This window comes from Polynucleobacter bastaniensis, from assembly GCF_018882205.1.
GTDB lineage: Bacteria > Pseudomonadota > Gammaproteobacteria > Burkholderiales > Burkholderiaceae > Polynucleobacter > Polynucleobacter bastaniensis.
Window position 1 is genome coordinate 223,456 of sequence record NZ_JACVOU010000004.1, and the last position, 21,991, is coordinate 245,446.

The window sequence follows — 21,991 nt, forward strand, 5'->3', positions numbered from 1 at the left end:
TCTATATGATTTTTAGGTATTAAGCTTTAGATACCCAACGTAAACCTACCATCGCCAAAATGAAATACACCAATGGGGGCGTGATGGCAGTTAGCAATTCGGGCCATGACCCTAAAAGACCCACATTTGAAAATAGGGAGTTAAAGAGCTGGAAGCTCATGCCTAGCATGATCCCGCCGAATACCTTAATACCAACACTACCCGCCCGAACCTTAAGGTAGGCAAATGGCAACGCCAGCGCCAGCATGACGAAGATTGTAAATGGATAAATTACTTTTTTCCAAAAGGCAATGGAGTGCCTTTGCACATCTTGTTTGTTATCTGTTAAGTGAGAAATGAAGCGACCCAAACTAAAGATCGACATTTTTTCTGGGCTGACCAAAAGTACGCTCAAAATTTGTGGTGTGACTTCAGAATTTAGACTGATTATCGGATGCACAATAGTTTGCGCTGAATAGACTGGGTTGAGTGGGTCTGCCTGCTTGGTTTCTTTAAAGCGAGTTTCGGTGACGTCATCTAATATCCAAGTTCCAGTTTGATCAAAGCGTCCAGATACTGCGCTTCGAATGGAGAGGAGGCGATAGGCATCATCAAACTCATACATGCGAATATTTTTGATTTCATTGTCTTGTTCAATTTTGCCAACGTTGACATAACGAACTCCCGGCCTAATTGGCCCGCTACCATCTTCATCACGCAAACGATCTTTTACCCACACTCCAGTTTTAAATTGCGAGCTATAGGATGAGCCCAAAGCCTTCATACGAATTTGATCAGACAGGTTTTCGGTGTAAGGCCCAAGCCACTCACTCATCACCAGCGTAGCAATTACCAAGGGTAGTGAAATCTTCGCGAGAGTCGTTAAGCCCCTGCGCATATCTAATCCAGCAATGCGTAAGATGGTGAACTCGGATTGACTTGCTAGCATTGCAAATACGTAGATACTTCCAATCAAACCAGCGATGGGAATAATTTCAGAAATGCGGCTTGGTGCTTTCAACAAAACATGCAGCAGGGCCAATGGTAAGGTGTATTGACCTTTGACTGAGCCAAGCTCACTGAGGATGTCAAAAAATAAAAACAGTGCAACTAAAGCAAACAGAATGAAGCCAAAAGCCGCATAAATTTGCCTAGCTAAATAGCGTTCAAAAATATAAGGGAAAAGATATTTCATCTATTAGCCAAGAACGCGGGTAGCTGACGGCGCCACCATTTCAGCGATGGATTAATACGATTACGAATGAGTAAAAAAGCGATGCCAAAAGCGAGGACATGTATGGGCCAAGCCGCTACCCAAACATTCACCTTGCCTTGCGACACAAAGTTTTGTGTGAGGTTTAAGAGGTTGCTGTAAATGAGGTATATCAACACCGCATAAAACATAGCTGTGTAATTGCCTAACCTTGGATTGACATAGGCAAGCGGGATCGCTATTAATACAAGCCCAAGTGCCATGAGGGGTAGACCGATCCTCCACAGTAATTCAGCGCGATTGGGATTAACGGCGGCCGCATTGGGATCATTTAATAACTCAGATACGGATTTTTCTCGGTCACGCGGCGCTGGATCGAGTGCACTCTTGTTTTGGATGTGGGTACTATATTGTGCGAACTCCAAAATCCTAAAATCAGCTTGCGTTGGCACTCCTTCATAGCGCCGGCCATTATTGAGCACTATGGATTTACCACCACCCTCAGCATTCTCAATAAATCCTGTAGAGGCAACGGCGACACTTAAGCGACCATTTTTGGTTTCTGCGGCAAAGATATTTTTTACTTCGCTTTTATCAACATCCAACTCTTCAATGAAAAATACGCGCTCTGCTTTAGCTGATTCTCTAAACTGACCTGCTGCAACCATAGAGACATCACTTCGTTGCTGAAAGCGCTGGCTAATGAGGGTGGATTCACGGTTAGCCCAAGGCCAAACAAAGAGGGCTAAGAGCGCAATGATGACGATTAGCGGTGCTGCAAAGCGCAGGATGGGTCTAATGAGGCTGGCAATACTGAGGCCGCTAGCAAACCAAACAATCATTTCTGAATCTTTGTACCAGCGTACAAGCACCATGAGAACAGCCACAAAGAGGGAGACTGTCAGAAGAACAGCCATATAGCCCAGAGTGGCTAGTGCAATGAGGACGAGCGCATCCTCTGGATTGACGGCACCATTAGCTGCAAAGCCCAGAATTCGGATAACTAGAGTGGTAATCATGATGGTAACCAGGATCAAAAAAACGCCACCAGTCGTAAAACTGAGTTCGCGGCGAAGGGCTTGGTGAAAAATCATGAATAAATGGTGAGTTCACTGTTATTGGCTCACTCAAGATGTGAACCTGCATCTCGGAGGATAATGGATAAATACGCATTTTTTCCCTTGAATTGACTTAAAAATACCTCAAGACATCATGACTATCCAATTTAGCACCAAGATTTTCGCGCAAGCCGATCTGAATAACCCTAAGCAGCTCAAAGCCAACTTAGCCACTTTATTGGCGCAGAGCTCAGACTGCTTAGTTTTGGCCTATTCAAAGGCGGACTTAGATGCTTTAACTGCAGCCAAATCCAAATCTGGACTTTTAGTCGAGCTAGATCGTCTGCTTGGCGGTTCTGTCGCTCATGCCAATCTCGTTGGTGATCTCGATGCTCAGCAGGCTTCTACCTGTGTGATTCGTGCTGAAAAGTCTTGGGCCACATCTGGTGTGAAAGTAAAACGCATTCTCTTAGTGTCTTTGGGTGACATTGCTCCAGCTAGTGCATGTAGCTTGAACTCATATTCAAAAATTGCGCGCGCCGCATTGAAGCAGCTTAGCGGCGGCTCCATTCAAAGTGCTTTGTGGTTTATTCCGAGTTTCGCTCTGGGCCATCGCGCGGAGTTCATTGTCGAAGAAGTGCGCTTGACCATTCAATATGCTGGTGACCAGGCGTATCGCTTTGGGGTTCGTCAACCGGCGATGAAGTTCAAGGCTAAGGATAAAGCCGATACATTTAACCATCTTACTTTTGCGGGAAATAATGCTTGCGCTAAAGAGCTCAAGGCTGCAGTTCCAGAGGGCGCTGCGATGGTTGAGGGTATGAACTTAGCTAAAGACTTAGGTAACCTGCCTCCGAATATCTGTACGCCAACTTATTTAGGTAAGGCAGCTCAGGGCTTAAGTAAAAAGACGGGATTAAAGGTTGAGGTTTTAGGTCGAAAGCAAATTGAAGCCTTAGGTATGGGCTCATTTTTATCTGTAGCCCAAGGTTCAGATACGCCGCCACAATTTATTGTGATGCGTCACCTCGGCGGCAAAGTAGGTGAGGCACCGATAGTGTTGGTGGGTAAGGGCATTACCTTTGACACTGGTGGTATTTCTCTTAAGCCGGGTGAGGCGATGGATGAGATGAAGTACGACATGTGCGGTGCAGCCTCCGTGATTGGCACGATGTACGCTACAGCTTTAATGAAGTTGAAAAAGAATGTCATTGGCGTGATCCCCACTTGTGAAAATATGCCATCTGGTAATGCCACTCGCCCTGGCGATATTGTGAAGAGCATGTCGGGGCAAACGATTGAGATTCTCAATACCGATGCTGAGGGTCGCTTGATTCTGTGCGATGCTTTAACTTATGTTGAACGCTTCAAGCCTAAAGCGGTGATTGATGTGGCTACCCTGACTGGTGCCTGCATCATTGCATTAGGCCATGTACATAGCGGCGTGTTCTCTGATGATGAGGGTTTAGTCAACGCACTCACAAAGGCAGGTCATGCCTCTTTAGATACTGTATGGCGTTTGCCATTGGATGCGGCTTATCACGAGCAGCTGAAATCCAACTTTGCAGATGTAGCCAATATTGGTGGGCGTCCAGCAGGGAGCGTGACGGCGGCTTGTTTCTTATCGCGCTTCACTGAAAAATATAAATGGGCTCACTTAGATATCGCCGGCACTGCTTGGAAGAGTGGCGCTGCCAAAGGTTCAACTGGGCGCCCAGTGCCTTTGCTCGTGAATTACCTACTAGAGCAGAAGTAATTCATGGCTCGGATTGATTTTCATAGCAATGTGAGCGATAAGCTGGAATATGCTTGTCGCTTAACGCGCAAAATCTGGAGCGCTACGCCCGTTGGGGAGTCTGTTCGCAATATCGTGATGGTAGGCGAGAAAGCAGATCTCAAAAGCTTAGATGAGCTGCTGTGGGCATTTAGTGCAACAGATTTTTTGCCGCATTGCTTGATTGAAGATGAAACAGCAATCGATACACCTATTTTGCTGACAGATGATTTTCTGTCACCCGCTTTATCTCACCTTCCGCATGCAGATGTGCTGATTCATTTGGGTATGCGTATGCCTTCTGACGTTCCAGGTTTACTTGCTCGCTTCCCTCGCATCGTTGAGGTTGTGACTGTTGATGAAGCAGAGCGCCTTGCTGGTCGTGAGCGCTATAAAGCCTATCGTGACTTAGGCCACGAGTTGCATAACTTCGATCAATCTAAAGCGTAATGATCATTCGCCTCTCAGCATGTTGATTCATCCCGAATTTGATCCTGCCGTAATCCGAATTGGCTCATTTGCCATTCACTGGTATGGCTTGATGTATCTCTTAGCGTTTGCTCAATTTTTGTTGCTGGGTCGTTTGCGTATACGTGCTCCGCGATATCAATCCATAGGGTGGTCATATAAAGACCTTGAAGATCTTTTGTTTGTTGGTGTTTTAGGCGTAGTAATTGGTGGACGTTTAGGTTACACCCTGTTTTACATGCCAGGCTACTACTTCGCAAATCCTCTGAGCATCTTCAAGATTTGGGAAGGCGGTATGTCTTTTCATGGTGGGCTCTTGGGTGTTTTGCTTGCTTTGCTCTGGTTTGCTTATCGCCGCAAGGTTTCATTCTTTGTTGTCAGCGATTTGGTTGCACCACTAGTTCCATTTGGTTTAGCGTTTGGTCGCTTGGGTAATTTCATTAATGGCGAGCTGTGGGGAAGGCCGACAGACTTACCTTGGGCTATGGTTTTCCCAATGGTGGACTCTATTCCCCGTCATCCTTCCCAGATCTACCAGTTTCTTGGCGAAGGCATTTGCCTTGGCATCATCCTTTGGATTTATTCCAGCAAGCCGCGCAGGGTAGGGCAGATTTCAGGCTTATTTTTGTTAGGTTATGGTGTTTGCCGTTTCTTGGCGGAATTTGCTCGAGAGCCGGATGCCTTCTTAGGACTCCTAGGTCTAGGTCTTTCCATGGGTCAGTGGCTCTCTGTGCCCATGATCGTTTTCGGAATTTACCTTATAGTGAGAGTCAATACGAAAACAGGTACTTATCAGTAGTTAATTGCTCCAAGTTAACTGGATCGCTCGGAAAAGCAGTGAACTCACACTGATTCTGCCTATTTTCAGACTATCTTTACCTCAATCGAAAGAAATCCATGCTCGAGAAGCTCACTAAAGCTCGAAATTTGTCTAAGGCAAATAACGCCATCAAGCGTCTGATATCAGAGCGAGGAGAATCGAATGCGCTCAGCATGGCCGATGACGTGGTTAACAACTACCGTAAGTTGTCAAAAGATCAATACGTCTCATTTTTTACTTTTTTGTTTGAGAAGCTCAATCCTCAAGCTGATGCAGTGCTGAAAGCGGCGCAAAATTTTGTAGCCGACTCTAATGCACGTAATTACATTCACTTGCAAAAAGTTTCTGAATCTCCTCGTCAAGAATTCTTCCGTCGCTTAAATCGTGCCAGCCAAGGTACTGCGGCTGTAGTACAAATGCGCCGCGATTTATTGCAGCTATTAGATAAAAAGCCTGAATTAGCTGCTGTGGATTTTGATATGCGTCACTTGCTGTCTTCTTGGTTTAATCCGGGATTTCTGAAGATGCATCAGGTGGACTGGAAGTCCCCAGCGGAGGTGCTTGAGAAACTGATTCAACATGAGGCAGTACATGCTATTGATGGTTGGGATGACCTGCGTCGCCGCCTGCAGCCTGATCGTCGTTGCTTTGCCTTTTTTCATCCACAGCTTCCGAGTACGCCTTTAATCTTTGTGGAGGTGGCACTCCTGCCTGAGATTCCAACGGTGATCACGCCATTGGTTGATAAGAAAGCCGAAACAGTTGATCAGGCATCGCAATATAAAGTTGCCGTGTTTTATTCGATTAGCAATTGCGAGTCTGGACTTCGCGGTGTATCGATGGGTAACTTTTTAATCAAGCGGGTAGCGGAGCATTTGCATGCAGAGTTCCCTGGAATAAAAACCTTTGTGACTTTGTCGCCTATTCCTGGATTTATGGATTGGGTTACCGCAGGTGCGAATTTAGGTGATGGTGTCCCAGCCGATAGATTGAAGCCAAACCTCAGGGTGGCGCGAGATGCTGCTCTAGCTGTACTGGGGCTAGAGAGTCAATCTTGGGCTGAGCGAGTGGCGAGTGGATGGCATCCTGACCTAGCCTCCGAGAAAGAAAAAACAGCTCTATTGAGTTTGGCGAGCATGTATTTGGGCTTGGCCTCTACCGGGCGCGATGGTAACCCAGTGGCGAAGTTTCATTTGGGTAATGGTGCTAAATTGCATCTGGTGAACTGGGCAGGAGATCTATCACGCAAAGGGCTGCGTCAATCCGCAGGCTTGATGGTCAATTATCTCTATGATCTGGGAAGCGTGGAGGATAACCATGAGCGCTTTGCCAATGGTGAAATCGTGTATTCCAGGGCCGTAGCTCGCCTAATGGCTCCCTAGTGTTTTCCCTTGCATAGACTTTTGCAGCAAGCCTTAAGTGCCCTTAAAATAGGCGAGCATTTAAAAAATCAAGCCAATTCATTGTTTGGCAAATAAAGGAGATGACTATGTTTACTCAAAAAATGAAGACCTTTGTGTTTTCAAAGAGTATCTTGAAAAAAGCACTTTTTCTGCTCTGCGCAGCACCCCTGACAGTCATGGCTCAAGAGTGGCCCAATAAGCCTGTCACTTTTCTTGTTCCCTTTCCCGCAGGCGGAGGCACTGATACTTTTGCTAGGCCTCTGGCAGCTCAACTCACCGAGCAACTGGGCAAACAATTTCTGATTGACAATCGGGGTGGTGCAGGCGGAACCGTGGGCGCATCAGTGGCGGCAAAAGCAGCCCCAGATGGCTACACTTTTTTAATTGGCGCAACTCATCACACAATCGCTCCATCCATGTATAAAAATTTGGATTACGACATTGAGAAGAGTTTTATCCCGGTTGCGATGATTGCTAACGTTCCTCAAGTGCTAGTGGTTAATCCACAGCGCGTGAGTGCACGTAATGCCAAAGAGTTTATTGAGCTCATGAAGAAAAACCCAGGTAAATATAATTTTGCTAGCGCGGGTAGTGGCACAGTTCATCACTTGGCTGGCGAGCTATTTAAGATTCAAACTGGCACCTTTATTACCCATATTCCATATCGTGGTGCTGGCCCAGCAATGAATGATTTATTGGCTGGTCAGATTGACTTAGAGTTTGATGGCCTTGCTACTTCTGCTCCGCAGATCAATGCTGGAAAATTGGTGGCGATTGCTGTGGCCTCAAGTAAGCGTTCAACTGCTATACCAAACGTACCTACTTTTAAGGAAGCTGGCTTGCCAGATTTTGAAGTATCTACTTGGTATTCTGTTTTTGCTCCAGCCGGCACTCCAAAGCCTATCGTAGACAAAATGATTGCTGAAGTTCAGAAGGCCTTAAATACACCAAAGCTCAAAGCAATTTGGGAAAAGAGTGGCTCTGATGCACCCAATATGTATGGCGAAACTTTTGGCAAGCAGGTTCGTGCCGACGTAGCTCGCTGGTCTGGGGTGGTTAAAAAATCTGGCGCCACCTTAGATTAATTAACTATCGTTTGAATTGTTTTTATTGTTTGGTTTTTTGAGGCTCGAATGAATTTATATTCTTTATTGGAAACAGGTTTTCCAAAAGATAAGCTGGCTTGTGCATTGGAAACGCATGATGGTTTGTACTACTCCTGGAGTGATCTAGAGCGTGCTACTTCCAAGTTGGCTAACCTGCTCAAGAACCTCAAATTACCAGCAGGATCTCGTGTTGCTGTTCAGGTTGAAAAGTCACCTGAGGCGCTCTTTCTTTACCTGGCTACTGTAAAAGCAGGATACGTTTATCTGCCTTTAAATACCGCCTATCAAGCGGCGGAGATTCAATACTTCCTAGAAAATGCTGAGCCTGCGGTAGTTGTATGTAGTAGCAAAAATTTCTCTTGGGTATCTAAGGTTGCTTTTAAAGCAGGCACTAAGCATGTCTTTACCTTGGATGAGGATCGCAAGGGCACTTTATTAGATCGTGCTGCTGGTCAAAGTGATAAGTTCAAAACTGTTGCTGTAAAAGATGATGATTTAGCGGCTATCCTATATACCTCTGGCACAACCGGTCGCAGCAAGGGCGCAATGCTGACCCACAAAAACTTGGGAAGTAATGCACAAGTATTACAGAAGTTTTGGGGTTGGAAAACAGGTGATGTCTTATTACATGCGCTCCCAATCTTCCATGTTCATGGATTATTTGTTGCTGCGCATGGGGCATTAATTAATGGCAGCAAAATGATTTGGTTGCCACGCTTGGATACTGCGCAACTCATTCATCACATGCCAAGTTCGACTGTGATGATGGGTGTGCCTACTTTCTACGTACGCTTACTTGCAGATAAAAACTTTAATAAGAGTGTCGCGCGCAATATGCGTCTGTTTGTATCGGGCTCTGCACCATTACTGACGGAAACATTCAACTCTTTTAAAGAAGTGATTGGTCAACCAATTCTTGAGCGCTATGGCATGAGTGAAACTGTCATGCTCGTTTCCAATCCCTACAAAGGCAGTCGCGTAGGCGGGTCCGTTGGCTTGCCCCTACCGGGCGTCAAAGTGCGCGTGGTGGATGAAAGTAATCAGCCTTGCGGTATTGATGAGATCGGCAGCATTCAAGTGAAGGGCCCGAATATATTTAAGGGCTACTGGCGCATGCCAGAAAAAACTGCAGAAGAATTTACTAAGGACGGCTGGTTTAAGACAGGTGACGTGGGTCGGTGGGGTGGTGATGCTAATGGTGGTAAAGCACCTCAGGACTACCTCTGCATCGTTGGTCGTAGCAAGGATTTAATTATTTCTGGTGGTTACAACGTGTATCCAAAAGAGATCGAAAGTTTTATCGATGATATGGATGGCGTAGATGAGAGTGCTGTGATTGGTATTCCGCATCCTGATTTTGGTGAAGCGGTAATGGCGGTAGTGGTTCCAAAAGCAGGCGTCAAGCTGGACGCACAGGCCATGATCGCAACACTGAAAACACAAATCGCGAACTTCAAAATCCCTAAGCGTTTAGAGATTGTTGCTGACTTACCTCGTAATGCCATGGGTAAGGTTCAAAAGAATATTCTGCGTCAGCAATACACCAGCTAAGAGCAGTAAGAGGGTTTCTTAAAAACCAAATGCCTTGCGGCTTTCATTAAACATGAATGCTGCAAGCATAAAGAGCATCACACCAAAGATGCGTTTGAGTTGGGCTACATCCAGTTTCCTGGCCATCTTTGCGCCCAGCGGAGCAGTAAATATACTCACTGCCACAATGCAGAGTACTGCTGGTACATAAACAAATCCAAGTGAACCTACGGGAAGATTGGGATTGCCCCAACTTCCGTATATGTAGCCAATCGTCGCTGCAGCTGCAATCGGAAATCCTAAGCCTGAAGAGCTTGCCATCGCAGTATGTGGCTTGACATTGCACCAAAGCATAAATGGCACAGTAATAAATGCCCCACCTGCACCTACTAGGCTCGCAATTACCCCTGTTAGTGCTCCAAATGAGAAAAGACCAACAGGGCCGGGTAATTCCCGACCGGCTGAAGGCTTTTTATTGATGATCATTTGGATCGAGGTATAGACAATAAATAGGGCGAAGAATAGAGACAGCCAAGAAGTGTTGATTGCCTCGAAAATCTCACTTCCACCAACCAGACTGCCAATCACTAGACCGGGACTGAGTGCTGTAACTAACTTCCAATCAATAGAGTTGTGTTTGTGATGCGCCCATATGGCTGAGGTGGTGGTGAAGAGGATGGTTGCCATACCAGTTGCGATGGCCATATGTACAATGACGTTTTGGCCAAACCCTAAATGATTAAAGACCACAATCATGAAGGGCACCAAAATCATGCCGCCCCCAATACCTAAGAGGCCCGCTAGGAAGCCCGATATACCTCCACATAACATCAGCATGGCGATATCGGCTATTGACATGAATTCCCCGCCTTAGCCGCTAGGCCGTCATCCTGAACCCTAAGGTTCAAGGTGGAACGGCTACTCTGCTTTGGGTGCATTAAGAATTTCAGGGAGTGAACAGCGCGAAGCTGCCACTGTGAAAATTCGAAACGCTCACGCCCACAGTGTAAAGATCGTTCCTGATGCTTGCGCATCGGTTCAAGGAACTATTGGCCTTGGCGAACCAGGCAGGGAAAGGGTTTGCATCAGGGCATCCACCTGATCTTCCAGACTATGAATTTCATTCTGGAGTCGAGTAATCTCTTCTGCATTGGAGTTGAATGAAATGCTCTGTGCGGAAGCAAGTTGAGATGCAGTTTGTAGCTTAATGAGATCGCCAGCAATTTTCAGTGCAGCCATCATGCTTGCACGTTCAATGCTGCGGTTGCCACCATTAATTGCCAATTGGATTTGTTCATCTACTAATGTGCAAGCAGCACGAAGCAGTGGCTCATGCTCAGTGCTCGTAGCTAAGGTAATTTTTTGACCGGCGAGGGTTACTTCAATGCGTTGTTGGCTCATTGTCATCCTCTGGATTAGTTGGTGTCGCAGGTTCGCTGAGTAAGTTTAATTGACGGCCATCACTCTGCTCGGGCAAGCGACTCAAAATATGCTGAACCCGTTTTTGTGCATCCTCAATCTTATTCTCAAGTTGGACGCGATCCTGATGCAATGCTTTTACGGCATCAGAAATCAGCTGAATTTTTCCGGCCACTCTCTGCAGAGATAGGGCTAAGGGATCAGATTCAGCGGAGTCGCTCGGGACGTGAGGGTTGTACTCGGTCATATAGGCATTGTAGCCTTAGGGGAATACTTTGTGGAACCCCTGTACGGCCATCAAATAGCGCTGTCAGGGTACAGCAAAAACAGCTAAAGAGACCCCAAAAAAATATAAGCCCGACCGCCATAGACAGGATCGAGTCAAGGCTTGTATAGTTTTTATTGTCACTTGTTGAGTGTTCTAGAAAGTGTACTTAGCGCTCATGTAAACCGAACGAGGGTCGTTAGCGTAGTAGTAATAACTATTACTACTGCTATTGTTTGGTAATTGCACATAGCCATAGCCTCCATAAGTTGAATACTGTGTATTACCGATATTCTTCACGGTTAAACGCGTTTCCCAATGACCGGTTTTATAGTTCGCATAAACGTCACCCACGGTATATGACGGCATAACGTTAAGACTGCTGTAATAGGCTGGAGCGGCATCATAACGTTGATTGCTCACATAATTCACTACACCCCCAAGTGACCAGTTACTGTTTAATACATAAGTAGCTCTAGCATTTAGCAATAGGTTTGGTACCTGCGCTATGGCCTGATTTTGATAGGGTCCGTTGGCATAAAAAGCATTCTGTACTGTGCCACCACCACCGATAGAAAGCTGAGAGGTCATGGCAGAAAGAAAATTGAGATTCGCACCATTTCTATTGATGTTGTATGGCGAATTAGAGTTATTAAAGGTTGCGGGGTTGTATAAAATTTCATTTTGAGAAACTGAGCTAAAAATCGCCGCAGTCAAATTTGTTTTGAGTAGCTGCCAATTTCCACCAAGCTCATAAGTTTGAGCAGTTTGTGGTTTGAGAATGCCACCAAATGACGGGCTTCCTCCTGCGCTAGACCAAGTCCAAAATTCATCTACGTTTGGAAATCGATAAGATTGATTCCATTTGATATAAATCCGCTGCCCTTCAAGATATTTGAAATTAAATGCAATATCCCCAGCATTTGCTGAGTAAGTTTGATTGGGATTGGGGTTAGTAGAGCCACTCCAGACGCTTACGCCATTGGCACTGGCGCTCTGTGTTTGATATCTATAGCCGCCAGCAAAGTCTATGACCCTGGTCAGCGGATTTCTTTGAATGAAATACACAGATTGGTTGTAAAGACTTGCATTAGCAGAGCTTGCTATGGGGTTGATTGCAGCGCCTTGTGCTTGAGCAGCTTGATTCATGACAGTGCTGTAGCTTGCAGCAGACGATTGATTCGCTTTATTGAACTCGTATCCAATAATGCTCGTTCCGTACGCACCAAAGTTACCTTTTATTCGAGGGCTGAAGTTAGCTTGCCATCCTTCATATTTTGTAAAGGATGGACTTATGGTTGGGTAATCTCCAGCACCTGATGCGGTAGTGGAGTAATAGGGTTGATTAAAAAAACTTGTTTTGTTGGCATAGAAGCTATCTATTTCTAAATTGAATATGCCACTCAACTCTTTAGAGATGCCTGCGCGGACACCACTATTGTTAATGCTTGTACCCGAATTAATGTTATTAAATTTAGCAAGTTGTGCATTGCCTTGTCCTACTTGACCAAGTGTTCCACCTGGCATCTGTTGGTTAGAGTAACTGTAAAAGAGATCGGCATAAGCATTATCTTTTCCTCCCAGAGATTGAGTCACCTTTGCATCAAATGCATATGCGTTCGCCCCAGAATTTTGGCGCCAACCATTTGTATTTGAGGTGTTGGCGCTGAGCTGTAATGTTGTCTGTTCATTAGTATTTCTTAAAATTGCGTTATTCACTAAAGTATTGAAGCTGCCATAGCTAGTTGACGCTTGATTAAGACTTTTGCTTCCGCCATTTGTGATGATGTTTATAACGCCGCCCAAGGCACCGTTGCCGTACTGAACACTCGCACCGCCACGCAATATTTCAATGCGATTAATGGAGTCCAGTGGAATTGACTCCCAGGATATGCCTGATGAATCAATAGGATTTATACGTTGCCCATCAACTAAAATAAGGGTTGCATCTTTGGCTGTGGCGCCATATCCACCCATATCAACAGTTGCCCCAAGATTTAATTGTCCACCCGCAGTGCTTCTAATATTTAAACCTCCAATTTGGGACAAGATATCTGGAATATTCGAGGATGTAGATTCCGCAATTTCTTCTCGGGTAATGACTTGAATATTTGCTGGAACCTCATTAAGGTTTTCTTCAAAACGTGAGCCCGAGACAATGACCGTCGATTGGGAGTTTTGTGCTGTTGCATTAAATACCATTACTACGCCGCAAAAAAGGGCGACTAAAGTTTTGCTACTGAACTGCTGTTTCATGATGAACCTTCTGCCTTCGAATCACCTGGCTCACTTCCCCGTAAGCTGGGTCGAACAGAATTTCGCATTATGAGAGCTCAGGCGTCAATTGGGCATCCTGCCAGCCCTAGCTGGAGATGCTTCATCGGCGCGCGAAGGTCCCCGTCCGCAAAATTCCACCTGTCTTGGCCGGTATCCGGGCTAGTAAATCTCAGAATCTGGCCTTCCCATGCAATTGACGCGCACAGTGGCTTGTTCAGACTCCTGACACCTTTACTTTGAAGTTAGGGTGCATTTACTTACCGTTGCGGGGGCAGCACACGTTTAGTGTTTCCCGTTTAACTTTATTGCATTGCAACAAAGCACCACGACGTTTCAATTCTATCCTATCAATAGGGGTTAAACCGTTTTGAATGCCAAAAAAGCCTACAATGCACACTCTAGGAGTAAAGATTCATGACAGCATTAGATAAGCACCCCGAAAAAAACCTCATTCGTTTGCAGTTGAGCCAAAACTCGGTGTTAAAAAGCTTAGATCCTGAGGCAATGGCTGATTTAGAGCGCCATTTAGTGATTTCAGACCTCAAAAAATCAGAAATCCTTCTGCATCAAGGTGACCATCAGATGGAGCAGTACTTTGTATTGGACGGAATCTTGAAGCGCATTGTCTCTAGCGCTGATGCAAAAGAGATGATTTTGCGCTTCGCCATCGAAAAGGATATTGAAACGAGCTATGCGGCCTGGCGCCTTAAGACCGCCGCCCCATATAGTATTGCCTCGGTCACCAAGGCTCGAGTTGCCCGTATGCCACTAAAGAAATGGGCTGAATTTTTGGAGGTCCACAAACCCCTTAAAGAAAGCTTTGAGTTTGAGGTGATGCGCTTAATGAGCGAGATCATGGCTCATACGATTACCCTGCATATGCTTGATGCACCAGGTCGGGTAGAGCGTTTTTTACGTAAATACGAAGACTTGTTTGAGCTGCTCCCTAAAAAAGAGTTGGCCGCCTACCTTAATCTCTCTCCGGAGACATTAAGTCGCCTTAAAACAAAGCATAAAGAGCTTTTTGTCTAAATAGCAGGGCTAGATGTTTCTAGATTTCAGGGGAAATTGACCGAAGTCAATGATGAACTTGATCCCTAAGCCTAATATTCATATCAGCCTTAGCGGGAGCGCTTTTGATGCCCGTGGCACCACTAATAACTTAATTGGAGACAGTTAGCGAAAGCTAAATTGCACTGAGCATGCTTTACGTTCGGGCGGTGTAATTAACTATAAATTTCTATGACAACAGATAATCAAAATACCCAAGTCACTGATGGCTTTCATCTCGTCATCGACGCTTTAAAAGCAAATGACTTAGACACCATTTTTGGTCTTGTTGGTATTCCAATTACCGACTTATGCCGCTTGGCTCAAGCTGAAGGTTTGCGCTTCATCGGTTTCCGTCATGAGCAGCACGCTGGTAACGCTGCAGCCATTGCAGGCTACATGACTCAAAAGCCTGGTATCTGTATGACTGTGTCAGCGCCAGGTTTCTTGAACGGATTAACAGCATTAGCCAATGCCACTGTGAACTGCTTTCCAATGATTTTGATCTCTGGTTCAAGTGAGCGCGAGATCGTTGACTTGCAACAGGGTGACTACGAAGAGATGGATCAGCTCAATGCAGCTAAGCCATATTGCAAAGCGGCATACCGTATTAATCACATTGAAGATATCGGTATCGGTTTCGCGCGCGCGATTCGTGCAGCTGTTTCTGGTCGTCCAGGGGGTGTTTACTTAGACTTGCCGGCACAGTTGTTAGCTCAAACAATGCCTGTTGAAGAAGCTAAGAAATCGATCTTCAAAGTAATCGATCCAATTCCACGTCAAATCCCTGCGTCTGATGCAATCGAGCGCGCCTTGAATGTGTTGAAGGGTGCTAAGCGCCCATTGATTTTGTTGGGTAAGGGCGCTGCTTATGCTCAAGCTGATGCGGATATTCGTGCATTGATTGAAAAGTCTGGTATCCCATACTTGCCAATGTCGATGGCTAAAGGTTTGTTGCCAGATAACCACCCGCAATCTGCTTCTGCCGCTCGTTCATTTGTATTGGCTGAGGCTGATGCGGTGATGTTGGTTGGTGCGCGCTTGAACTGGTTACTTGCGCATGGTAAGGGCAAGACCTGGGGCAAAGATCCTAAGAAATTTATTCAGATCGATATTCAATCAAACGAAGTGGACAGCAACGTACAAATTGATGCTCCATTGATCGGTGATATTGGCTCTGTTGTTGGTGAACTCCTAAAGGGTATTGCTGCAGTTCCAAAGCCCTCTTCTGAGTGGATCAGCGCGATCAACGAGAAAAAAGATAAGAATATGGCTAAGATGGCTGAAACATTGGCCAAAGAAGCTTCACCAATGAACTTCCATGGTGCTTTGCGTGCTATTCGTGATGTGATCAAGTTAAACCCAGACGTGAACTTGGTAAACGAAGGTGCAAACACACTCGACTATTGCCGCGCAATCGTGGATATGTACAAGCCACGTAAACGTTTTGACTCCGGTACTTGGGGCATTATGGGTATCGGTATGGGCTACGCTATCGGCGCAGCTGTAACGAGCGGTTTGCCTACAGTTGCGGTTGAAGGCGATAGCGCATTTGGCTTTAGCGGTATGGAGTTAGAAACCATTTGCCGTTACAACTTGCCAATCACTACAGTGGTGTTCAACAACAATGGTGTTTACCGTGGTACTGACGTAAACCCTACTGGTGGTGCTGATGTAGCCCCAACAGTATTCGTGAAAAATGCCCGTTACGACAAAATGATTGAGGCATTTGGTGGTGTTGGTTACTACGTAACTACCCCAGCGGAGTTAGAGGCTGCATTGACTAAAGCGATTGCTGAAGGCAAGCCTGCTTTGATTAATGCTGTGATTGATGAAACTGCTGGTACAGAGAGTGGACGTTTAACTAACTTGAATCCATCTACTGCTGCTGGTAAGCATTAATTCAAAGTTAATTGGTAATCAAGACGTAATATTTTTGAACTAAATTTAGTAATAAATAAGCAATACTTTAAGGAGAATCAAACATGACTAAACCATTAGACGGTATTCGCATCATCGATTTCACACACGTACAAGCAGGACCTGCATGTACTCAGTTGTTGGCTTGGTACGGTGCTGACGTGATTAAAGTTGAGCGTCCAGGTTCTGGCGACGTTACTCGTAGCCAGTTACGCGATATTCCAGGTGCAGATGCTTTGTACTTCACGATGTTGAACGGTAACAAGCGTTCTTTGACTTTGGATACTAAAACTCAAGAAGGTAAAGAAGTTTTAGAGAAGATGATCAAGACTTCTGATGTCATGGTTGAGAACTTCGGTCCAGGCGCTTTGGATCGTATGGGATTTAGCTGGGCGCGTATTCAGGAATTGAATCCAAAGATGATCATGGCTTCTGTAAAAGGCTTTAGCGATGGTCACTCATACGAAGACTTAAAGGTTTACGAGAATGTGGCTCAGTGTGCTGGTGGTGCCGCTTCTACAACTGGTTTCTGGGATGGTCCTCCAACAGTTTCTGCTGCCGCTTTGGGTGATAGCAACACTGGTATGCACTTGGCTATTGGTATTTTGACTGCATTGATGCAGCGTCAAAAAACTGGCAAGGGTCAAAAAGTTTCTTGCTCAATGCAAGATGCCGTATTGAACTTGTGCCGTGTGAAGTTACGCGACCAACAGCGTTTAGACAAAATTGGTTACCTCGAAGAATATCCACAGTACCCACACGGTACATTCTCTGACGTAGTTCCACGCGGCGGTAACGCTGGTGGTGGCGGTCAGCCAGGTTGGGTATTAAAGTGTAAGGGCTGGGAAACAGATCCAAACGCCTACATTTATTTCACAATTCAAGGTCATGCTTGGGAGCCAATCACTCGTGCAATCGGTAAGCCAGAGTGGGCAACTGATCCAGCGTACATGACTGCAGAAGCGCGCCAGGATAAGATTTTTGATATCTTTGCAACAATTGAAGAGTGGCTCAAGGACAAGACTAAATACGAAGCTGTGGACATTCTCCGCAAGTTCGATATTCCATGCGCACCAGTACTCTCAATGAAAGAATTGGCTAATTCACCTGACTTGCGTAAGAGTGGCTCTATCGTTGAAGTGGATCACAAAGTACGTGGTAAGTATTTGACTATCGGTAGCCCAATCAAGTTCTCTGATTTGGAAATCGAAGTTGGTCCATCACCAGTATTAGGTGAGCACACTAATGAAGTGTTAGCTGACCTCGGCTATAGCGCTGATGACATCGCTAAGTTGCACGCAGCAAAAGCAGTTTAATAATAACGATTAGCAGTATTCGTTTTAGCTTTAAAGGCGCTCCTAGTGGGCGCCTTTTTCATGCTTTGTCAGCAATAAAGAAGCTTTGCTCGATCTTGAAAAAGCCCTCAGTCTGTAGCCAAATAGGCATTCTCGAGCATTAATCGCGAGGATGCCCAATAAATAGGCATCCCGTATTGCGCCAAAATCCGGCGCTGGTAAAATCAGATTAATTCAAAATTTTATTCTTATTGGGGCTTTAATCATGGCAAAAGCATTAGAAGGAGTCAAGGTTCTTGACTTTACGCACGTTCAATCCGGACCTACTTGTACTCAGCTGCTTGCTTGGTTTGGTGCTGATGTAATTAAAGTGGAAAAATCTGGAGAGGGTGATGCTACCCGTGGTCAGTTACGTGACATTCCTGATGCAGATAGCTTGTATTTCACAATGTTGAACCATAACAAGCGTTCAATCACTGTGAATACTAAAACTCCTAAAGGTAAAGAAATTCTTGAGCGCCTGATTAAAGAGTGCGATGTGCTAGTGGAGAACTTTGCTCCTGGCGCATTAGATCGTATGGGTTTTTCTTGGGAGCGTATTCAGGAACTCAATCCAATGATGATCATGGCTTCAGTAAAAGGCTTTGGCCCCGGTCCTTACGAGGACTGTAAGGTATATGAGAACGTAGCACAGTGCGCTGGTGGTTCAGCATCTACTACAGGCTTCGATGACGGCCCTCCAATGGTGACTGGTGCGCAGATTGGCGATAGTGGTACTGGATTACATTTGGCTCTTGGTATCGTTACAGCTTTATATCAGCGTACACACTCTGGCCGCGGTCAAAAAGTATTAGCAGCGATGCAAGATGCTGTATTGAATTTATGCCGCGTGAAGTTGCGTGATCAACAGCGCTTAGAGCGTAATGGCTTGATGCAAGAGTATCCACAGTTTCCAAATGGAGAATTTGGTGACGCTGTGCCCCGCGCTGGCAATGCTTCTGGTGGTGGTCAGCCAGGCTGGATTGTGAAATGCAAAGGTTGGGAAACAGATCCAAACTCTTATATGTATGTCATCGTGCAAGCGCCAGTTTGGGAGGCGGTCTGCAAAGTGATCGGTCGCGAAGACTGGATTACGGATGTACGTTTTGCATCACCAATGGCTCGCTTGCCACACTTAATGGAAATCTTTGGTGAAATTGAAAAATGGACAATGACTAAGACGAAGTTCGAAGTCATGGATATTCTGAATAAATACGATATTCCTTGTGGTCCTATTTTGTCGATGAAAGAAATCGCAGAAGAGCCAGCATTGCGTGCGACTGGAACTGTAGTTGAAGTAGATCATCCAATTCGAGGCAAGTACCTCACTGTAGGTAATCCAATTAAGATGTCTGATAGCCCAACTGATGTGACACGTTCACCATTATTAGGTGAGCATACCGATGAAATTCTGAGTGAACTGGGTTACTCAACCGATGAGCTGATTGCTCTGCGCCACGATAAGGTGATCTAAGATGCGGATTGCGCTGATTGGTAGTGCTGATTTTGGTAAGGCGGCCTTAGAGGCCTTTTTAGATCGTGGCGATGAGGTCGTTGCCGTATTTTGTCCGCCGGATAATCCTAAATCAACTAAGCCTGAGGTTTTGAAAGAGGCCGCTATTGCAAAGGGTTTAGCGCCTTTGCAATTTGCTTCTCTCAAGGGTCCTGAAGCAGCGCAAGCAATGATTGATAGCAAGGCTGATATCTGCGTCATGGCTTATGTATTGCAGTTCGTGCCACAAGAGCTTTGCAAGATTCCTAAGCACGGCACGATTCAATATCACCCATCACTACTGCCGAAATATCGGGGCCCCAGCGCCATTAACTGGGCGATCGCATTAGGTGAGGAGAAGACGGGCTTAACTATTTTCCGTCCATCCGATGGTTTGGACGAAGGCGAAGTGGTCCTGCAAAAAGAAGTGGTAATTGCTCCTGACGACACTTTAGGAAAAGTTTACTTTGATAAACTATTTCCATTAGGTGTTCAGACCTTGCTTGAGGCTGCTGATCTCGTAGTTGCCAACAAACATCAAGAAGTTGTTCAAGATGAATCAAAGGCGAACTACGAGGGCTGGTTCGGTGTGGATGCTGCTCAAATTCATTGGGCTACCCATATTAATCAGATCCATAACTTAATTCGTGCGGCTAATCCAGCGCCCGGCGCTTGGACTAAATTTGGTGAGCAAAAAGTCCAGATCTACGATTGCCATAAACATGTAGTAGCTACCTTTGGCGCCGTTAAAGGCAAGCCTGGTGAAATCACTCAAATTACTTTGGACTCATTCTTCGTGTCTTGTCATGGCGGGCAAATCGAAGTCCTCAAGGCAAAAGGTTCTGGCGGTAAAGTAGCTGGAGCTGAATTGGTTAAAGAGTTGAACTTGGAGGTGGGCCAGTTCTTCACACTATAATCGCGTTGCAAATCTCATCTTTAGAAATTAGATTTCTAGATTATCAATCAAACGCGTTTTACCTAGCTTGGCAGCTGTCAATATAACGAGCGGTTCACCTGCTTGCAGGCTTTCGTTAGAGGCGGGCGCCAAATCACTCTGTTGACGTATAGCAATATAGTCTGGCTGCCAGCCGCGTCCTGCTAAAAGATCTATAGCAAGTTTTTCAATCTCAATCAGTGACTGTGTATTACGCTCATTCAAATCCAATACACGTGCACGAACTTCCTTCAAGATTTTTTGAAGCTCGGGCGCTTCTAGACGTTCTTCAATGGAGAGATAGCTATTGCGAGAGGAGAGGGCAAGACCATCTTCGGCGCGAATCGTTTCTCCTGGGATGATGTCAACTGGGAGGGCAAACTGTTTAGCCATCCGACGAATAATCATCAGTTGCTGATAATCTTTTTTACCGAAGACTGCTACTTTGGGTTGTACGCAAGATAGAAGTTTAAGTACAACAGTACAAACACCTTTAAAGAAGCCAGGGCGGAATTCACCTTCAAGGATGTCTCCTAGCTGCTGTGGCGGATCTACGCGGTATTCCTGAGGCTGTGGGTATAGGTCGCTCTCAGTAGGCGCAAACAAGATATAGACACCTTCTTTTTCAAGCTTATCAATATCTGCCTGCATCGTGCGCGGGTAGCTATCAAAATCTTCATTTGGACCAAACTGCAGGCGGTTCACAAAGATGCTAGCAACTACCGGATCTCCATGTTGCCTAGCAAGACGCATCAGTGATAAGTGACCTTCATGGAGATTACCCATGGTTGGCACAAAGGAGGCGCGATTTTGTCCGCGCAAGTGGTCGCGCAACTCTTGTATATCGCTAATAATTTTCATGCAACAGGGGTATAGGCCAGGCGAACGTAGATTGGGGCGTATGGCTCTGCTTGGGTTATTTCAACTAGAGCTTCGCGTGAGAGCTCAAGCATCGCAATAAAGTTCACGATGACAATCGGAATGCCTTTGCCGGATTTAATGGCTTCTTCAAATAACTCGCCAAACTCGACAAAGCGTGTGTTTTGTAAGCGACGCAAGATGCGAGTCATGAAATCACGAACAGATAATTCTTCACGGGTAATCGTATGGTGTTGATTCAGTTTTGCGCGGTGTAGCACGTCACGCCAAGCCATCTGTAGGTCATCTTGATTAACCTCAGGCCAAGTCACTGCAACAGTAGTATCAACGTAACCATGAGCGATTTGGAAATCACGTCCTTGTTGTGGAATTTGGTCAAGCTCTTGCGCGGCTAATTTCATACGCTCGTACTCTAAGAGGCGGCGAACCAATTCTGCGCGAGGATCTTCAACCTCTTCATCACTATCGGCCTTCTTCATTGGCAATAGCATGCGAGATTTAATCTCGATCAACATAGCAGCCATCAATAGATATTCAGCGGCAAGTTCTAAGTTGTGATGGCGGATTTGATCGATATAGCTCAGGTACTGCTGAGTTACCTGTGCCATTGGAATATCAAGTACATTGAAATTCTGTTTACGAATCAGGTAAAGCAGGAGATCAAGCGGACCCTCAAATGCTTCTAGAAAAACTTCTAGAGCATCAGGCGGAATATAGAGATCTGTCGGAAGTTTAAATAGAGGCTCTCCATACAACTTAGCAAATGCAGATGACATTCCATCGGTAACTGACGGTGTGCTGTCAAGCAGCCCGGTTTGAACGCTTGAATCAGCTCCCAAGATATTGCTTGGGTTAGTCATTCGAATACACGTAAGCGCGTTGCTTTAATTTGGCTGCCTGAGCGCGACGTTGATCTTCGATAGTCAAAGGCTCCTTATCCCAAAGGAGTGCGCGACCAGCTTGCTGGCCAGCTTCGAGGTCTGGTTTCTCGGACTTAAGTTCATTTAAGAACTGGGTGAATTCGGATGTATATCTAGCCATCATATTTCCTAAAATTCTCAATTAATTCA

At 45.6% G+C, this 21,991-nt stretch carries 19 protein-coding genes, 1 other RNA gene, 1 pseudogene and 1 riboswitch; of the genes and pseudogenes, 11 read left to right on the plus strand and 10 right to left on the minus strand.

What is annotated here, in order from left to right; all coding sequences use genetic code 11:
• Positions 1–19: 19 nt before the first annotated feature.
• Together lptG and lptF are read right to left on the minus strand one after the other, a co-directional pair.
• Positions 20–1,174 (minus strand): LPS export ABC transporter permease LptG, encoded by a 1,155-nt coding sequence (gene lptG / locus ICN22_RS08945; RefSeq protein WP_216170326.1) that lies wholly within the window; start codon positions 1,172–1,174, stop codon positions 20–22.
• Entirely contained in the window at positions 1,171–2,286 is a 1,116-nt protein-coding gene (gene lptF / locus ICN22_RS08950; protein ID WP_216170329.1) for an LPS export ABC transporter permease LptF, read from the minus strand. The genes lptG and lptF overlap by 4 nt, the downstream gene beginning before the upstream one ends.
• A gap of 124 nt (positions 2,287–2,410) precedes the next feature.
• On the opposite strand from lptF, the gene ICN22_RS08955 reads away from it, so the two are divergent.
• The 6 genes from ICN22_RS08955 (at position 2,411) to ICN22_RS08980 (ending at position 9,372) form a co-directional block, all read left to right on the plus strand.
• Complete coding sequence (locus tag ICN22_RS08955) at positions 2,411–4,006, plus strand: leucyl aminopeptidase (protein WP_439650992.1); 1,596 nt, start codon at positions 2,411–2,413, stop codon at positions 4,004–4,006.
• A 3-nt stretch (positions 4,007–4,009) separates the two neighbouring features.
• Entirely contained in the window at positions 4,010–4,474 is a 465-nt protein-coding gene (locus tag ICN22_RS08960) for a DNA polymerase III subunit chi (protein ID WP_216170334.1), read from the plus strand.
• 19 nt (positions 4,475–4,493) lie between these two features.
• The gene (gene lgt / locus ICN22_RS08965; RefSeq protein WP_216170337.1) at positions 4,494–5,291 is read left to right on the plus strand and encodes a prolipoprotein diacylglyceryl transferase; all 798 of its coding nucleotides are present in this window, start codon (positions 4,494–4,496) and stop codon (positions 5,289–5,291) included.
• A 98-nt stretch (positions 5,292–5,389) separates the two neighbouring features.
• The gene (locus tag ICN22_RS08970; RefSeq protein WP_216170340.1) at positions 5,390–6,694 is read left to right on the plus strand and encodes a malonyl-CoA decarboxylase domain-containing protein; all 1,305 of its coding nucleotides are present in this window, start codon (positions 5,390–5,392) and stop codon (positions 6,692–6,694) included.
• A 197-nt stretch (positions 6,695–6,891) separates the two neighbouring features.
• On the plus strand, positions 6,892–7,800 hold the full coding sequence (locus ICN22_RS08975) for a Bug family tripartite tricarboxylate transporter substrate binding protein (protein WP_255533920.1): 909 nt from the start codon (positions 6,892–6,894) through the stop codon (positions 7,798–7,800).
• A 48-nt stretch (positions 7,801–7,848) separates the two neighbouring features.
• The gene (locus tag ICN22_RS08980; protein ID WP_216170344.1) at positions 7,849–9,372 is read left to right on the plus strand and encodes a malonate--CoA ligase; all 1,524 of its coding nucleotides are present in this window, start codon (positions 7,849–7,851) and stop codon (positions 9,370–9,372) included.
• 18 nt (positions 9,373–9,390) lie between these two features.
• Here the strand turns inward: ICN22_RS08980 and ICN22_RS08985 are convergent, their stop codons facing one another.
• From ICN22_RS08985 to ICN22_RS09005, 5 genes and pseudogenes are all read right to left on the minus strand, one after another.
• Positions 9,391–10,209, minus strand: coding sequence for a sulfite exporter TauE/SafE family protein (locus tag ICN22_RS08985; protein ID WP_216170346.1), 819 nt, complete (start codon positions 10,207–10,209; stop codon positions 9,391–9,393).
• Positions 10,210–10,428: non-coding RNA, 6S RNA (ssrS, locus tag ICN22_RS08990), on the minus strand.
• 99 nt (positions 10,429–10,527) lie between these two features.
• Positions 10,528–10,758, minus strand: a pseudogene (locus ICN22_RS11195) (cell division protein ZapA); the annotation flags it as partial.
• Positions 10,733–11,017, minus strand: coding sequence for a hypothetical protein (locus ICN22_RS09000; protein ID WP_216170348.1), 285 nt, complete (start codon positions 11,015–11,017; stop codon positions 10,733–10,735). The pseudogene ICN22_RS11195 and the gene ICN22_RS09000, both read right to left, overlap by 26 nt.
• Before the next feature lie 174 nt (positions 11,018–11,191).
• Positions 11,192–13,291: a TonB-dependent receptor gene (locus ICN22_RS09005; protein WP_216170350.1), complete on the minus strand. Its 2,100-nt coding sequence runs from the start codon at positions 13,289–13,291 to the stop codon at positions 11,192–11,194.
• Between the two features lie 149 nt (positions 13,292–13,440).
• Positions 13,441–13,655, minus strand: a riboswitch (cobalamin riboswitch).
• A 71-nt stretch (positions 13,656–13,726) separates the two neighbouring features.
• On the opposite strand from ICN22_RS09005, the gene ICN22_RS09010 reads away from it, so the two are divergent.
• From ICN22_RS09010 to ICN22_RS09030, 5 genes are all read left to right on the plus strand, one after another.
• On the plus strand, positions 13,727–14,344 hold the full coding sequence (locus ICN22_RS09010) for a Crp/Fnr family transcriptional regulator (protein ID WP_215306226.1): 618 nt from the start codon (positions 13,727–13,729) through the stop codon (positions 14,342–14,344).
• Between the two features lie 210 nt (positions 14,345–14,554).
• On the plus strand, positions 14,555–16,264 hold the full coding sequence (oxc, locus tag ICN22_RS09015) for an oxalyl-CoA decarboxylase (protein WP_216170352.1): 1,710 nt from the start codon (positions 14,555–14,557) through the stop codon (positions 16,262–16,264).
• Between the two features lie 83 nt (positions 16,265–16,347).
• Positions 16,348–17,598: a formyl-CoA transferase gene (frc, locus tag ICN22_RS09020; protein ID WP_215326623.1), complete on the plus strand. Its 1,251-nt coding sequence runs from the start codon at positions 16,348–16,350 to the stop codon at positions 17,596–17,598.
• A 244-nt stretch (positions 17,599–17,842) separates the two neighbouring features.
• Complete coding sequence (gene frc, locus ICN22_RS09025; protein WP_216170354.1) at positions 17,843–19,090, plus strand: formyl-CoA transferase; 1,248 nt, start codon at positions 17,843–17,845, stop codon at positions 19,088–19,090.
• A 1-nt stretch (position 19,091) separates the two neighbouring features.
• A complete protein-coding gene (locus ICN22_RS09030; protein ID WP_216170355.1) occupies positions 19,092–20,024 on the plus strand; it encodes a methionyl-tRNA formyltransferase in 933 nt (310 codons plus the stop codon).
• Positions 20,025–20,051: 27 nt separating this feature from the next.
• Here the strand turns inward: ICN22_RS09030 and panC are convergent, their stop codons facing one another.
• From panC to ICN22_RS09045, 3 genes are read right to left on the minus strand one after another with little or no spacing between them, the layout of a single operon-like run.
• Positions 20,052–20,903, minus strand: coding sequence for a pantoate--beta-alanine ligase (panC, locus tag ICN22_RS09035; RefSeq protein WP_216170357.1), 852 nt, complete (start codon positions 20,901–20,903; stop codon positions 20,052–20,054).
• Complete coding sequence (locus tag ICN22_RS09040) at positions 20,900–21,781, minus strand: segregation and condensation protein A (protein WP_216170359.1); 882 nt, start codon at positions 21,779–21,781, stop codon at positions 20,900–20,902. The genes panC and ICN22_RS09040 overlap by 4 nt, the downstream gene beginning before the upstream one ends.
• Positions 21,774–21,962 (minus strand): DUF3460 family protein, encoded by a 189-nt coding sequence (locus ICN22_RS09045; protein WP_215306243.1) that lies wholly within the window; start codon positions 21,960–21,962, stop codon positions 21,774–21,776. The genes ICN22_RS09040 and ICN22_RS09045 overlap by 8 nt, the downstream gene beginning before the upstream one ends.
• Positions 21,963–21,991 lie beyond the last annotated feature (29 nt).